General features: G+C 76.1%; 13 protein-coding genes. 10 read left to right on the top strand and 3 right to left on the bottom strand.

The features are described 5' to 3' along the window. The first annotated feature begins 868 nt into the window (after positions 1 to 868). The 4 genes from KIK08_RS31790 to KIK08_RS31775 are packed head-to-tail and all read left to right on the top strand — an operon-like array spanning position 869 to position 3,700. Positions 869 to 1,444 carry a TerD family protein gene (locus KIK08_RS31790; RefSeq protein WP_214407005.1) on the top strand — a complete coding sequence of 192 codons (576 nt, stop codon included), beginning with the start codon at positions 869 to 871 and terminating at the stop codon, positions 1,442 to 1,444. A 59-nt stretch (positions 1,445 to 1,503) separates the two neighbouring features. Continuing rightward, positions 1,504 to 1,836: a cupin domain-containing protein gene (locus tag KIK08_RS31785; RefSeq protein WP_214407004.1), complete on the top strand. Its 333-nt coding sequence runs from the start codon at positions 1,504 to 1,506 to the stop codon at positions 1,834 to 1,836. Next, complete coding sequence (locus KIK08_RS31780; protein ID WP_214407003.1) at positions 1,815 to 2,255, top strand: hypothetical protein; 441 nt, start codon at positions 1,815 to 1,817, stop codon at positions 2,253 to 2,255. The genes KIK08_RS31785 and KIK08_RS31780 overlap by 22 nt, the downstream gene beginning before the upstream one ends. Positions 2,256 to 2,284: 29 nt before the next feature. Continuing rightward, on the top strand, positions 2,285 to 3,700 hold the full coding sequence (locus KIK08_RS31775) for an MFS transporter (RefSeq protein WP_308258023.1): 1,416 nt from the start codon (positions 2,285 to 2,287) through the stop codon (positions 3,698 to 3,700). Between the two features lie 4 nt (positions 3,701 to 3,704). Here the strand turns inward: KIK08_RS31775 and KIK08_RS42040 are convergent, their stop codons facing one another. Continuing rightward, positions 3,705 to 7,211, bottom strand: a complete 3,507-nt coding sequence (locus KIK08_RS42040) for an AAA domain-containing protein (RefSeq protein WP_214407002.1) — start codon at positions 7,209 to 7,211, stop codon at positions 3,705 to 3,707. 278 nt (positions 7,212 to 7,489) lie between these two features. Between KIK08_RS42040 and KIK08_RS31765 the strand changes: the two genes are divergently transcribed. Together KIK08_RS31765 and KIK08_RS31760 are read left to right on the top strand one after the other, a co-directional pair. After that, entirely contained in the window at positions 7,490 to 8,257 is a 768-nt protein-coding gene (locus tag KIK08_RS31765) for an SDR family NAD(P)-dependent oxidoreductase (RefSeq protein WP_214407008.1), read from the top strand. Beyond that, a complete protein-coding gene (locus KIK08_RS31760) occupies positions 8,254 to 8,772 on the top strand; it encodes a cupin domain-containing protein (protein ID WP_308258021.1) in 519 nt (172 codons plus the stop codon). Before KIK08_RS31765 ends, KIK08_RS31760 begins: the two co-directional genes overlap by 4 nt. On the opposite strand, the gene KIK08_RS31755 is transcribed toward KIK08_RS31760, so the two are convergent. Then, on the bottom strand, positions 8,720 to 9,481 hold the full coding sequence (locus tag KIK08_RS31755; RefSeq protein WP_214407001.1) for a VOC family protein: 762 nt from the start codon (positions 9,479 to 9,481) through the stop codon (positions 8,720 to 8,722). The two genes, KIK08_RS31760 and KIK08_RS31755, sit on opposite strands and share 53 nt — an antisense overlap. A gap of 154 nt (positions 9,482 to 9,635) precedes the next feature. On the opposite strand from KIK08_RS31755, the gene KIK08_RS31750 reads away from it, so the two are divergent. Together KIK08_RS31750 and KIK08_RS31745 are read left to right on the top strand one after the other, a co-directional pair. Continuing rightward, entirely contained in the window at positions 9,636 to 11,408 is a 1,773-nt protein-coding gene (locus KIK08_RS31750) for an ATP-binding protein (RefSeq protein ID WP_214407000.1), read from the top strand. A gap of 88 nt (positions 11,409 to 11,496) precedes the next feature. Further along, positions 11,497 to 11,745 carry a DUF6247 family protein gene (locus tag KIK08_RS31745; RefSeq protein WP_214406999.1) on the top strand — a complete coding sequence of 83 codons (249 nt, stop codon included), beginning with the start codon at positions 11,497 to 11,499 and terminating at the stop codon, positions 11,743 to 11,745. Between the two features lie 67 nt (positions 11,746 to 11,812). Here the strand turns inward: KIK08_RS31745 and KIK08_RS31740 are convergent, their stop codons facing one another. Then, positions 11,813 to 12,733, bottom strand: a complete 921-nt coding sequence (locus KIK08_RS31740) for a hypothetical protein (protein WP_214406998.1) — start codon at positions 12,731 to 12,733, stop codon at positions 11,813 to 11,815. Positions 12,734 to 12,861: 128 nt separating this feature from the next. On the opposite strand from KIK08_RS31740, the gene KIK08_RS31735 reads away from it, so the two are divergent. Then, positions 12,862 to 14,055, top strand: coding sequence for a metallophosphoesterase family protein (locus KIK08_RS31735; protein WP_214406997.1), 1,194 nt, complete (start codon positions 12,862 to 12,864; stop codon positions 14,053 to 14,055). After that, positions 14,055 to 14,857, top strand: an 803-nt coding sequence (locus KIK08_RS31730; protein WP_250558239.1) for an AAA family ATPase, incomplete at its 3' end; no start/stop codon positions are given. The genes KIK08_RS31735 and KIK08_RS31730, both read left to right, overlap by 1 nt.

Raw genomic sequence — 14,857 nt, 5'->3', positions numbered from 1 at the left:
CGCAGGGCGCCCGCGGGCTGAGCTGACTCCCCCCGTGCTCCCTGCCGCCCTCGGCGCTGCGAGCCACTATTCGGTGGGTTCGGCGCGCGTCCTCGCAGCGCTGGGTGCGGTGCGCAGCGTCGGGTGGGTCGTCGCAGCGCGCCGGCTGGCTGCGACCACATGGCCCGTGCTGCGAGACGGACTCGGTGCTGCGAGCCGGTGCCGCCCCGTCCTCGCAGACCCAGCTGCGCCTCGCAGCCCAAGGTGGTTTGTCGCAGGGCGCCGGCGGGCTGCGATCACGCAGCCCGTGCTGCGAGACGCGCTCAGTGTTGCTAGCCGCCGCCCGGTGTGGTCGGCGCGTGTCCTGGCAGCGCTGGGTGTGTTGCGCAGCGTCGGGTGGGTCGTCGCAGCGCGCCGGCTGGCTGCGACCACGCAGCCCGTGCTGCGAGACGCGCTCAGCGCTGCGAGCCGGCGCCGCCCCGTCCTCGCAGACCCAGCCGCGCCTCGCAGACCCAGCTGCGCCTCGCAGCGGAAGGTGGTTTGCCGCAGCGCGCCGGCGGGCTGCGACCACGCAGCCCGTGCTGCGAGCCGCGCTCAGTGTTGCTAGCCGCCGCCCGGTGTGGTCGGCGCGTGTCCTGGCAGCCCTGGGTGCGGTGCGCAGCGTCGGGTGGGTCGTCGCGGCGGGCCGACTGCGCGTGGAGGCGGGACCCCGGCCGACGGGTGCTGCGGGCCGGGCCCGCCGGGTGCCGTGATCGCGCGATCCGGGTGTCCGGGACGAGCGGTGGGGCGGTGGGCCGGCGGTAACGACACCGTCGCGCGTGGTGCGCCCTGTCGGCGGCAACCGATACGGTGGGCGCGATCGAGGGAAGCGCGATGAGGGGAGCACCGGGTGGGCGTCACGCTGGTCAAGGGCGGCAACGTCAGTCTCTCGAAGGAAGCCCCCGGCCTGACCAACGTGATCGTTGGGCTGGGCTGGGACGTGCGCACCACGACGGGCGCGGACTACGACCTGGACGCCTCGGCGATCCTGCTCAACAGCAGCGGCAAGGTCATCTCCGATGCGCACTTCGTCTTCTTCAACAACCTGACCAGCCCGGACGGCACGGTGGAGCACACCGGCGACAACCTCACCGGCGAGGGTGAGGGCGACGACGAGGTCATCAAGGTCAACCTGGCGGCGATGTCCCCGCAGGTCGACAAGATCGTCTTCCCGGTGAGCATCTACGACGCCGACGCCCGCCGGCAGAGCTTCGGCCAGGTCGTCAACGCCTTCATCCGGGTCGTCAACGAGTCCGACGGCCGCGAGCTCACCCGTTTCGACCTCACCGAGGACGCCTCCACCGAGACGGCCCTGGTGTTCGGCGAGCTGTACCGCCGTGGCCCGGAGTGGAAGTTCCGCGCGGTCGGCCAGGGGTATGCGTCGGGCCTGGCGGGCATCGCCCGCGACTACGGCGTCAACGTCTGAGCACCGGTCCCACGGCCGGGGTCGGGCAGTCAGCCCGACCCGGCCAGGCAGGGGGAGCCATGGGGGGTACGGCGCCCGGTCCGCGGGCGAGCGGCCAGTTCGACGGCCGCGACCTCGGCGGCAGCGTCTCGGTCATCCTGGTGAGCACCGACGAGCCCGGCGCGGGCCCGGCGCTGCACCGCCACCCCTACGACGAGACCTTCGTGATCCACCGCGGCGAGGTCGAGTTCACCCTCGCCGGCGAGGTCGCCGTGCACGGGGCCGGTGAGATCGTGGTCGCCCCGCCGATGGTGGCCCACAAGTTCCGCAACGTCGGCACCGACCGGCTGGAGATGACCAACATCCACGCCAGCCCGGTGATCGAGACCGAGTGGCTCGAGGAGCGCTCCTGAGCGCCCGGCCCCGGCTGACCGGCGCCGATGTCGGCGCGTGGCTGTTCACCTGCAACCCCCGCGAGTTCGGCGAGCTCGACGGCCGGGTCGAGGCGTTCTGCGCCCACCCGTCCTACCGGGTGGGACTGGTCCGGCCCGGGCAGCCGGCCGTGCTGTGGGTCTCCGGTCCCGACGGCGCCTCCCCGGTGCCCGGGATCTGGATGGTCGGGCGGACCACCGGCGAGGTCACCGACGCGCCGCGACCACGGGTCGGGCTCGCGCTCGACGTGCTGCCCGAGCCGGTGGCGCGGGCCGCGCTGCGGGCCGACCCGCGCACGGCGCGGATGGAGGTGCTGCGGGCGCCGCAGATGGGCAACCCGTCGGTGATCACCCCGGGGGAGCTGGCCGTGATCGCCGCCATGGTGGGCGACTGGCCCTGACCGGGCCCTCGCCGATCTACGGTGTCCGGGTGGGCGAGCGCGACGGGCTGCACCGGGGACTGGCCCTGCTCGTGGCCGGGGCCTTCTTCATGGAGATCCTCGACGGCACCGTCATCGCGCCCGCCGCCCCGCACATCGCCGCCGACCTGGGCGTCGACCCGGTCGACATCAACATCGCCATCACCGGCTACGTCCTGACCCTGGCCGTGCTCATCCCGATCAGCGGGTGGCTGGCCGACCGGTTCGGCGCCCGGCGGGTCTTCACGCTGGCGCTCGCGCTGTTCACGCTGGCCTCGGCGGCGTGCGCGGCGGCGCCCACCCTGGAGGTGCTCACCGCGACGCGCGTCCTGCAGGGCGCGGGCGGGGCGATGATGGTGCCGGTCGGGCGGCTGGTCGTGCTGCGCACGACGGCCAAGCACGACCTCGTGCGCGCCATCGCCTACCTGACCTGGCCGGCGCTCGCCGCGCCCGTGGTGGCCCCGGTGCTGGGCGGGGTGCTCAGCTCCTACGCCTCCTGGCGGTGGATCTTCCTGCTGAACCTGCCGCTGGGCCTGGTCGGGCTGGTCCTGGCCCGACGGCTGGTGCCCGAGATGCGCGGGAGCGCGGTCGGCGCGCCGGACGTGCGCGGGTTCGCGCTGACGGCGGTCGGGGTGGGGGCGCTGGTGGTCGGGCTGGAGGGCCTGGGGACCCAGCGGCCGCACTGGGCGGCGGTCGGGGCGGGGCTCGGGATCGCCGCGGTCGGGCTGTGGCTGGCCGCGCGGCACCTGCTGCGCGCTCCGCGTCCGCTGCTCGACCTGCGGGTCCTGCGCGTGGCCAGCTTCCGGGTGACGGCGGTGAGCGGCTCGGTCTACCGGGCGGTGATCACCGCGATCCCGTTCCTGCTGCCGCTGCTGTTCCAGCTGGGCTTCGGCTGGAGCGCCGCGCAGGCCGGGGTGGTGGTCATCGCGCTGTTCCTGGGCAACGTCGGGATCAAGCCGGTCACCACGCCGCTCATGCGCCGATTCGGCATCCGCGCGGTGCTGCTCGGGTCGATCGCCGGCGGCGTCGCGTGCCTGGTGGCCATGGCCTTCCTGCAACCCACGACGCCGATGCCGCTGCTGGTCGCGGTGCTGCTGCTCAGCGGGGTGTTCCGCTCGACCGGCTTCACCGCCTACAACAGCCTCGCCTTCGCCGACGTCGAGCAGCCCCGGATGACCCACGCGAACACGCTGCTGTCGACGCTGCAGGAACTCGGCGCCGGGCTCGGCGTCGCCGTCGGGGCCCTGCTCGTGCGCCTCGGCGGCGCCACCTGGCCGGCCGCGGGGCCGGACTGGCCCTACCGCGTGGCGTTCGTGCTGCTCGCGGTCCTGCTGCTGGGGCCGGCGGTGGTGGCGCTGCGGATGTCGCGGCAGGCGGGTGACGCGGTCACCGGCCGCTCCCGGCCCGCGCGGGACACCGCTTCATAGTCGGTCAGACGATGTGTGAACGGGCCGCGTCGTCGGAGTCGTGCAGGATCCAGCCCGGCAGCCGGATGGCCGCGTCGCCCAGCACGTCGATCAGCCGCAGCATCCGGGCCAGGTGCACCGCCGGGTCGGTGCCGACCTGCGCGCCGCGATCGATCAGCACCGGACGCCGGTAGCCGCCGTCGCCCAGCACGGCGTCGGCCGCGTGCCCGCGCACCGCCACCTCCCGCTCGGCCCCCGGCACCGCGGAGAGCGCGTTGTCGAGGCGGTCGGAGAGGTCGTCGACGGGGTGGGTGGCGGCCGCGGGCGCCCCCGACGCGGCCAGCAGCGCGCCGCCGACCCCGCCGCGCTCGCGCCACACGGTCCGGTCGCCCACGACGACGAGCAGGTAGCGGGCCCGCGACAGGGCCACCGTCCACAGCTCGGGCTGGCGCTGGGCGCGGTCGAAGCGGTGGTCGGCGCTGTCGGCGACCAGCGAGAGCACCATCGCGTCGTGCTCGTGGCCCTGGAACGAGCTGGGCGTGCCCACCGAGACCCGCGGCTCGCCGGCGAACCGCCGGGCCAGCTCGTCGGCCTGCGCCCGGTACGGCGTCACGATGCCGACGGTCGCCGTGCGCGGCAGCCGTTCCAGCAGCCGCCGCGCGCACCGCACCGCCTCCTCGGCCTCCCGGGGGTTGCGCCACGACGTGCGCTGCGGCCCGCGCTCGGCCAGGCCGGTGATGTGGCGCCACATCACCGCCCGCCCCGCGCGCAGCGGGCTGCGCCCGATGTCGGTCAGCACGTGCAGCGGGCGGCGCGGGCCCAGCGCGGCGCCCAGCGCGGCGATGGCCGGGTGGCTGCGGAAGTGCTCGTCGAGCACGGCGGCGCCGCCCGCCGCCTGCTCGACCGCCGCCAGCAGCGAGTGCCGCACCGGCGAGAGCCGGTGGCGGGCGAGCCAGTGCCGGGCCACGGCGTGCCGCTCGCGCAGCACGCAGTCGGTGCGCGAGGGCAGCCCCGCGGCCAGCGGCAGCTCGGCCGGGTCGCCCACCACCAGGGCCCGGCGCGCCCGGAACAGCAGCGGCACCGCCTCGGGCAGCGAGCAGTGCTGGGCCTCGTCGATCACCACCAGGTCGTACAGGGCCGCGCGCGGCGGGATGCGGTGCGCGGCGGCGGCGGTGACCGCCCAGCCCCGCAGGTGGCGCAGCACGTGGTGGAACGCGGCGCGGTCGGGGGCGCCGCGGCGGCGGATGCTGCGCAGCTCGGCCAGCGCCGGGCGGCCCCGGTCGACGCCGTCGAGCACGACGCCGGTCAGCAGCTCGCCGGAGGCCCGTTCCAGCCGCTGTCGCGCGGTGGCCAGCGCGGTGCGCAGCGCGGCGTCGGCGGTGGCGGCGCGGGCGGCCTCGCCCGCGTCGCGCCAGCGCTGCTCGGTGTCGTGCAGCGCGGCCAGTGCCACGCAGGTCTCGGCCGTGCGGCCCTTGCCGGGCGGCAGGTCGACGCCGTGCAGGAACCGCCGCCTGCGCAGCTCGCCGAACAGCCGCGCCCCGGCCAGCTCGCGGGCCCGCTCTCCCCAGCCGGGGCCCAGCCGCTGGGTCAGCTCCTCGCCGGTGTGCCCGAGCCGCACGTGCGCGGCCGTGCGGGCCCGACCCAGCGCCAGCAGCTCCGCCTCGCGGGCCGCGACCGCGCGCAGCTCCTCCTCCGCCGAGCCCACCAGGTGCTCGGCGTAGCGGAAGCCCATCTCGCGGGTCCGCTCGTCGCGGCGGGGCGCGGGCAGGGCGAGCAGCTCGTCGAGCTCCCCGGCCTCGGCGTCGCGCCCCCGCGGGTGGCCGGCGCGGACCAGCAGGCCGGGCACGATCCGCCGGCACCTCTCGACGATCTCCTCGACGGCGCGGTCGCTGGCCGCGGCGACCAGCACCCGCTGCCCGGCGGCGACCGCGGTGGCCACCGCGTCGACCACGAGGCGGGTCTTGCCGGTGCCCGGCGCTCCGGTGACCGCGGTCAGCCGCCGGGTCATCGCCGCTCGCAGGACAGCGCGCTGGGTCGCGGTGAGCGCCTGCGGCGTCACCAGCGCGACCGGCGGCGACTCCGGCGCCGGTGGCGCGTCGGGCAGCAGCGCGGCCAGCGCCGACGCCCCGATCGCGTCCGGGGTGCGGGTGATCGCGTCGAGGTCGGCGAGCACGTCGGCGGCCGCGGGGGAGGGGTGCGCGGTGAACACCACCGCCAGGTTGCGCGCGCCGTCGAGCGGGCTGTGCCGGTCGAGGTGCTCGCCCAGCCGCTCGGGGTCGAGCCGGTCGAGCGCGTGCAGGCCGAGGTCCTCGCGCAGCAGCCGGTCGGCCTCGGTGACGATGCGCGACGCCTCGCCCCGGTGCCACCCGGGCACCCAGGTGGTGGCCAGCGCGGTGGCCTCCTCGGCGCCGAGGAGCAGGTGGGCCAGGCCGAGGTGGGGCACCGGCTGGCCGATCGGGCGCAGCCGGGCGCCGCCCTCGCCGGGCACGACCTCCAGCCTGCGCACGAGCAGCGGGGCGCACCGCTGCGCGGCCCGGTCGCCGTCGTCGCGCTCGCCGTGCAGCACGACCAGCGGCCAGCCCGCCCACAGGGTGCGGTCGCCGCCGCCCGGCCCGTCGCGCTCCAGCGACGCGACCAGCTGGGCGGCTTCGGGCGGCACCGGCACCAGGCCGTCGTCGTCGACGTCGTCGAGCAGCGCCCGCTCGCGCCCGCCGACGAGCACGTGGCCGGTGCCGTCCGGGTCGAGCAGCGGCGGCGTGCCGGCGCCCGCCTGGATAGTGGCGCGGTAGTAGGCCAGCAGCTCGCGCCACTGCGGCGGGCGGGGCGCGCGGCCCGACCCGGCGCGCGCGGCGGGCGGTGGCGGGTCGTCGTGCAGGGCCGGGGCGAGCACCGGGATCCGACCGCCGACGCGCACCGCCGACACGGTGACCGAGCGTGGCGGATCGAGGTCGCGCAGGGCCAGGTCGGCGGCGTCGGCGAGGTCGTCGGTGGTGACCACGACGTCCTCCTCGGCGCCCGCCCGCAGGGCCGCGGCGACGGCGTCGGTGAACGCGGGCGACTCCTCGGCCGGGTCGGAGGCGATCAGGTACACGCCGGTGGGGGAGGGCAGGGTGGCCGGGACGCGCCGCCCGGGGTCGGGGCAGTCGAGCAGCGCCACCTTCTGCTCCGCCCAGCAGTCGCCCAGGCAGCGGGCCAGGAAGCCGCCGGTCAGCCCGGTCTCGGCGGGGTTGTCGGGATCGGTGTCGCTGCCGGCGACGACGAGCTCGCCGTCGGCGCCCACGGTGGCCCGGCAGGCCAGGTAGACCAGGGCCAGCTCGTCGGGGTCGCGGTCGGCGCAGAACCGGGCCACGGTGGCCCGCAGCGCGCCGGAGGTGAGGTCCGAGCGCACCGCGACCTCGGCCCCCGGGTCCTCGCGCAGCGCCTCGGCCAGCCGTTCCGCGGCGGCTCGCGCCGAGGTCAGCGGCGGGAACCGGGGGTCGTCGTAGTGCTCGATGTGGATCAGCAGCGCGCGCCGGCGCGACGGGATGGTCACGGTGCGGGTGCCGGTGCGGGTGCGACAGCTCTCGCCACAGCCCTCGCGTCCGTGCCGGCGCGCGGTCCGCGGGGTTCACCCATGTCACTGTTAGTACCCAACGCCGGGCTCGCCGTGGTACCCGCCGGGCGGGTGAGCCGGTCCCGGGTGCCGGTGCGCAGCGTGATGCGCGGTCGGCCGCCGCGGTGGGCCGGCCGGGTCGGGATGCCGCTTTCGGCGCAGCGCCGCGCCGGGATACTGCTCGGGTGCCCTCCCCGCCGCCCCGCCCCGACCCCGCCCTGCCCGACCTGACCGGGACGGTGGCGCTGGTCACCGGGGCCGGTGGCGGCATCGGGGCCGGGATCGCCCGCCGGTTCGCCGCGGCCGGCGCCGCGGTCGTCGTGCACCACCGCGGTGGCAGCGGCGCCTCGGCGCGGACCGCCCACCGGGTGGCCGCGGAGATCGTCGAGCACGGCGGTCGGGCCGTGACCGCGGAGGGCGACGTCACCGACCTCGACGCCTGCGCGGCGGTGACGGGGGTGGCCGTCGAGACCTTCGGCCGGTTGGACGCCGTCGTCGCCTGCGCGGGCGTGCAGCCGGTCAGCCCGTTGGACGAGCTCGACCGGGCCGGCTGGGACGAGGTCGTGGGCACCAACGCCGGCGGGAGCTTCGCCACCGTGCGGGCCGCGGCCGAGGCCATGCGGACCCGCGGCGGCTCGATCACCCTGGTGGCCTCGATCGAGGGCAGCCGACCGGCGCGCGGACACGCCCATTACGCGGCGTCCAAGGCGGCGACGATCATGCTGGCCAAGGGCGCGGCGCTGGAGCACGGGCGCGCCGGTATCCGGGTCAACAGCGTGTCGCCGGGCCTGGTCGACCGCCCCGGTCTGGAGTCCGCCTGGCCCGACGGGGTGGCGAGCTGGCGGCGTTCCGCCCCGCTGGGCCGGATGGGTGAGCCGGGCGACATCGGCGACGCCTGCGTGTTCCTGGCCTCGCCGATGGCCCGCTGGATCACCGGGCACGACCTCGTCGTGGACGGCGGCATGTCGGTGGTGCCGGGGTGGTGAGCGGGGCGGACCGCGCCGACGGCGAGCGCCTGGCCGAGCGGCTCGGGCTGGAGCCGCTGCCCGGTGAGGGCGGGCTGTTCAGACGGACCCACCTCGACGCGCACTCCTCGGCGATCTACTACCTGCTGCTCGATCCGGACTTCTCCGCGCTGCACGTGCTGGGCTCACCGGAGGTCTACCACTTCTACGCCGGTGCCCCGCTGCGCATGCTGCTGCTGGCCCCGGACGGTACCGCGACCGAACCGCTGCTCGGCCCCGACCCGATCTCCGGGCAGCGGCCCCAGCTCGTCGTCCCGGGCGGCACCTGGCAGGGCGCCCGGACGACCGGGGCCTGGTCGCTGGTCGGCACGACGATGGCGCCGCCGTTCGACGAGAGCGGTTTCCGGCTGGCCGAGCGCGCCGACCTGACGGCCCGCTACCCGGCCGCCCGCGCGCGGATCGCCGAGCTGACCCGACCCGTCGTCACGCCTGTGCCGCCTGGTGCACCGCGAACACCGCCCCGAACGGGTCGGTGAGGATCGCGCTGCGCCCGAACGGCGTGTCCTCCGCCGGCACCAGCACCCGCGCCCCGGCCCGCGCGGCGACGGCCGTCGTGGCGTCGACGTCGGCGACCGAGAAGTAGGTCAGCCAGTGCGACGCGACCCCCGCCGGGGCCCCGACGATCCCGCAGACCGGCTGCCCGTCGACGAGCAGGTTGGCGTAGTCGGCGGGGGCTTCGGGCACGGCCTCCAGCGCGTAGCCGAAGACGTCGACGAAGAACTCCCGGCCCCGCCGCGGGTCCGACAGGCGCGCGTCGGTCCAGGTGACCGCGCCGGGCTCGTCGGTGGTCTCGAAACCGATCCGGGCGCCCGGCTGCCAGACGCCGAAGGCGCCGCCGGTGGGGTCGAGCGCGGTGGCGATCCGCCCGTCGCCCGCGACGTCCGCCGGCTCGCGCAGCACAGTGCCGCCGTGCTCGGCGATCAGCTTCGCGGTGGCGTCGGCGTCGTCGGTGGCCAGCCGGACGGTCCAGGCCGGCGGCGGGGCGTCGGCGGCGGCCGGGCCGATCGAGGCCACCGCCCGACCGCCGACCTGGGCGACGTGGTGGTGCCCGAACGCCTCGCCCGCGTCGACGAACGACCACCCCAGCACGGCGCCGTAGAACGCGGTGGCCGCGGTGACGTCGGGCACGGTGACGTCGACCCAGCACGGGGCGCCGGCGGGCCATGGGCTGTCGCGGACGGGCATCGGGGACTCCTCCTGCGGGAACGGCGCTGCGCTGTTCGGCGGACTGCTCGGTGGCCCGCGGCGCCGGGGTGCAAGCCTCGCACCGACCCCCGACGGCCGCTCACCCGCGCGGGTTGCCGGCGGGGCCGTCGGCCCACCGGGATAGCCTCCGCCGGTGGCCGATGAGACACCGGTGGGGCTCGTCGCCGGCACCGAGGACTCCACCCCGCTGCTGTTCAACGTCGCGCTCGCGCCCGAGCAGTACCTGCAGCTCGACGACGTGGTGATGACGAAGCGGACCGTGCCCGGCTTCGGCGAGGTCGTCACCGCGGGCGTGGTCACCGAGGTGCGGGCCCGCCACGAGGGCGCCACGTTCGGCTCTGACGTCTTCCTCATCCACGACGGCGTGCTGCCCGCGCAGGTGCAGGAGATCGCCGAGGTCACCACCACCCGGGTCGAGCCGGAGTGCTACGTGCCGCCGATGCCGGGCGCGCGGGCGTACCGCGCCACCGGGGAGGAGCGCTCCCGGGCGCTGTACTTCGACAAGATGGACCGCAAGGTCCCGGTCGGCCTCGGCCGCGACGGCGAGCCCGTCTACGTCAACCTCGAGTTCCTCGACGGCACCCGCGGCGGCCACGTCTCGATCAGCGGGATCTCCGGCGTGGCCACCAAGACCAGCTTCGCGCTGTTCCTGCTCTACTCGATCTTCCGCAGCGGCGTGCTCGGCAAGCGCTCGGTCAACGCCAAGGCGCTGGTGTTCAGCGTCAAGGGCGAGGACCTGCTGTTCCTCGACCAGCCCAACGCCCGCCTCGACGGGCCCGACGGCGACGACCTGCGCGCCGCCTACGCCCAGGTGGGGCTGTCCGCGGCGCCGTTCGCCTCCGCGGGGTTCTTCGCCCCGCCCACCCCCGACGACCTCACCGGCCGCCCGCACGTCACCGGCCGCACCAGCGGCGTCACCGCCTTCTGGTGGACGCTGGCCGAGTTCTGCGCCGACGAGCTGCTGCCCTACGCCTTCGCCGACGCGGAGGACGAGCGCAACCAGTACACGATGGTCATCCACCAGGTCACCGCCCGGCTGCGCCGCGAGCACATCCCCCTCGACGACGGCGCCGTCCAGATCGAGGGCCAGGTGCTGCGCACCTACGACCAGCTCGTGGAGTTCGTCTCCGACCGGCTCACCGACGAGGACGCCCGCCGCGACTGGGCTGGCCCGGTCACCGGGACGGGCACGGTCAACGCGTTCCTGCGCCGGCTGCGCTCCAGCCTCAAGCCGCTGCGCTCGATCGTGCGCGGCGACCTGACCGACGTCCCGGCCCGCCGGGTCAGCACCGACGGCCAGCAGCTCACCGTGGTCGACCTGCACAACCTGCCGGAGCGGGCGCAGCGGTTCGTGGTCGGCGTGGTTCTGACCGCCGAGACCGCCCGCAAGGAATCCGCAGGCCCGGGCGGGCTGCTGTTCACCATGATCGACGAGCTGAACAAGTACGCCCCCCGCGAGGGCTCCAGCCCCATCAAGGAGGTGCTGCTGGACATCGCCGAGCGCGGGCGCTCGCTGGGCATCATCCTGATCGGCGCCCAGCAGACCGCCAGCGAGGTGGAGCGGCGGATCGTGTCGAACTCCTCGGTCAAGGTGGTCGGCCGGCTCGACCCGGCCGAGGCCGGGCGCCCGGAGTACGGGTTCCTGCCGCCGTCGCAGCGCGCCCGGGCCACCCTGGCCAAGCCCGGCACGATGTTCGTCTCGCAGCCGGAGATCCCGGTGCCGCTGGCCGTGGAGTTCCCGTTCCCGGCCTGGGCGACGCGGCTCTCGGAGATCTCCGGGCCGATCGTCTCGGCCAACGGATCCGGCGCGAGCAACGGCAGCGGCGGCGGCGGAGCACCGGCGGCCCGCCGCGACCCGTTCGCCCGGCTGCCCGCGACGCCCACCGACGACGACGCCCCGTTCTGAGCGGCGGCGGCATCGCCCGGAACGGGCCCGGACCGTCGGTGGGCGGGGCTGTCGTGGCCGCCTGGCCAAATTGCTCTGGTGCCCGAGGATGTCGAACGGTTCGATCGGCAGTGGCGTGCGGTCATGGCGCAGGCCACCGAGGACCCTCGACCTCACCCGCGTGCACCAGGCGTTGGAGTCGTGGCGTCGGGTCACCTGGCTGACGCAGGCCAGCGGGCCGGACGGGTACCGACGGCTGCTCGCCCGCACCGAGGAGACCCTGCGCACCGGTCGGATGCCGGCCGACAGCATTCCGATCGAACAGGTCAAGGCCATGATCGCCGAGCGGCTGAGCTGACCGGAACGTGTACCAGCTCCGCGTCGACCTGGTGAAGGTGGTGTGGGTCGAGTGAGCGCCCCCGGGTTCACGCCCGGGTGAGCGTCCACGTCCCGGTGCGGATGGCCAGGTCCTTGTCCGGTCCCAGCCAGCGCCCCACCATCGCCCGCCCTCCGGACGCGACCGCGAGCTGCACCAGCCCGTGGTAGACCGCGCCGCGGTAGTAGCCGTCGGGGGCGGTGTGCTCGGTCCAGGTGCCGGTCACCAGCAGCCCGTCGACGCGCAGGTCGAGCTCCACCGAGCCGGCCGCGGTCGGTTCGCTGCGCCCGACGAGGCGCTCGCCCTCCAGGCGGAGGCGGAAGCGGTGGGTGGCGTCGAGCTCGGTGCCCCGCCCGGAGCTGTGCCAGGTGTAGCGGCTGTCCCAGCGCCCGACGAGCTCGGCGGGGGCGGCGCCATCGATGCTGTCGGTGCGGCCGGCGTCGGTGCGGGCGGTGCGTCCGGCGGCCAGTGCGGTGGCGGTGCTCGTCTTGAGCAGCAGTTCCCGGCGGCGGGCCTCGGGTAATCGCTGCGCCCAGTCGGCGACGGCGCGGGTGAGCTCGGGCAGCCCGAGGTGGCGCACCTGCCAGGCCAGCCGGGCCGGCTCGCCGTCGCCGGCCGACCGGGCGGTGCGGTGCTCGCCCCAGCCGGCGACGAGGTCGGCGACGTCGCACTCGTAGACCTCGGCGAGCCGGTCGAGCACGGCCAGCGACGGGGCGTGGCCGGTGGGGCTGGGCCAGGTCTCCCAGTAGGAGATGTTCTTGAAGCTCTTCGGGTCGTCGGGCCAGCGGGCGTTCCACGCCGCGGCGGCGTCGGCCTGGCTCCAGTCGTGGGCGAGGCGCATGGCCACCCTGGCCGGCAGGCCGTAGCGCTCGCGGAGCACCGCGGCGATCTCCGGCCACGCCCGCCCGGCGCCGCGCAGCGACCGGGCGAGCTCGCGGTGTTCCTGGCGTCGGCCGCCGCGGGACGTCATTCCGGGCACGGTACTTCCGAACGCGTCGGGAGTCACGCTACGAGTTCGCCCCGCTGCTGCGCGTGCCCGACCCGGCGCCGGCCGGGCCGGCCGGGTCCTGTCGGGGCGGCCACCTACGATGTGGCCCGATGCGGCTCCTGCACACGTCCGACTGGCACGTCGGCAAGACCCTGAAGGGCCACTCCCGGCTCGACGAGCAGGAGCGGGTCCTCCGCGAGATCGTCGGGATCGCCCGCGCCCGGGAGGTCGACGCGGTGCTGGTCGCCGGCGACCTCTACGACACCGCCGCGCCCACCGCGGCCGCCCAGCAGCTGGTGATCCGCACGCTGATGGGCCTGGCCCGCGACGGCATCCCGGTGGTCGCGATCGCCGGCAACCACGACCACGCCCCCACGCTCGACGCCTACCGCCCGCTGGCGGGCGCGGCCGGGATCACGCTGGTCGGGCAGGTGCGCACGGCCGAGCGCGGTGGCGTCGTCGAGCTGACGGCCGCCTCGACGGGGGAGCGGGCCACCGTCGCGGTGCTGCCGTTCCTGTCGCAGCGCTACGCGGTGCGCGCGGCCGAGCTGGTCAACCGCACCCCGGCGGAGAACACCGCCGACTACGACCAGCACCTGCGCGACGTGCTGGCGAACCTCACCGCGGGCTTCCGCGACGACTCGGTCAACCTGGTGATGGCCCACCTGACCGTGCTCAACGGGAAGATGGGCGGCGGCGAGCGGACCGCGCAGTCGATCTTCGAGTACGCCGTGCCGGCGTCGATCTTCCCGGTGGAGACGCACTACGTCGCCCTGGGCCACCTGCACCGCCGGCAGCGGATGGAGGCGCCCTGCCCCGTGCACTACAGCGGGGCCCCGCTCGCGGTCGACTTCGGCGAGCAGCAGAACACCCCGGTGGTCTGCCTGGTCGAGGCGGCGCCGGGGGTCCCGGCCACGGTGACCGACATCCCGATCACGACCGCGCGCGGGCTGCGCACCGTGCGCGGCACGGTCGCGGAACTGTCGGTGCTGGCCGACAGCATGGCCGGCGAACGAGCGGGCGACCCGGAGGAGGGCGACTTCCTGCGGGTCTGGGTGCGCGAGCCGGCCAGGGCCGGGCTGCGGGAGGAGGTGACGGCGCTGCTGCCGAACGCGCTGGAGGTGCGGATCGACCCGGAGTTCGCCGCGCCCACCGAGACGCCGCGCCCGTCGGGCGGCCACGGCGGCGCCGACCGGCACCCCGCCGAGCTGTTCCACGAGTACCTCGGCACCCGCTCGGTCGCCGACGAGCGGGTCGAGGCCCTGTTCCGCCGCCTGCACGACCGCGTCACCGGGAACGGCTGATGCGCCCGGTGCTGCTGGAGATCGCCGGGTTCGGCTCGTTCCGCGAGCCCACCTCGGTCGACTTCGCCGGGGCCGACTACTTCGCCCTGGTCGGCCCGACCGGCGCGGGCAAGTCCACCGTCATCGACGCGATGACCTTCGCCCTGTACGGCTCGGTGCCCCGCTGGGACAACAGCCGCACGGTCGCGCTGGCGCTCGCCCCGACGGTCAACCGGGGCACCGTGCGGCTCGTCTTCGACATCGTCGGCGAGCGCTACGTCGTGGCCCGCGAGCTGCGCCGGGCCGCCTCCGGCGCGGTCTCGGTGCGCGGGGCCCGGCTGGAGCGGCTGCGCGACGCGTCCGGCGTCGGCGGCCCGGACGAGGAGACCGACCCGCTGGCCGACGGGGCCGGCCAGGTCACCAAGGCCGTCGAGGACCTGCTCGGCCTGCCCTTCGGCGACTTCTGCACCTGCGTGGTCCTGCCGCAGGGCGAGTTCGCCGAGTTCCTGCACACCGAGCCCCGCAAGCGCCAGGAGAAGCTGGTGCGCATCCTGGGCCTGGGCGTCTACGACGTCGTGGCCCGCGAGGCCAACACCGAGGCCGCGCGCCAGCGCCAGCGCGCCGAGGTGCTGGCCGAGCAGCTCGGCGGCTACGCCGACGCCACCGCCGAGGCCGAGCAGGCCGCGGGCGAGCGGGTGCGCGTACTGGAGGCGCTGGTCGAGCGGGTCGGCGCCGCCGTCCCGGAGCTGACCGCCGCCGATGGGGCCGTCGCCGCGGCGGGCGCGGCCGTCGAGCGGCTGCGCGACGAGCGCGCCCGGCTGCG

It is taken from the genome of Pseudonocardia lacus (genome assembly GCF_018531445.1).
In the GTDB taxonomy this organism is placed as follows: Bacteria; Actinomycetota; Actinomycetes; order Mycobacteriales; family Pseudonocardiaceae; genus Pseudonocardia; species Pseudonocardia lacus.
This window is presented reverse-complemented; position numbering and strand designations above follow the sequence as displayed.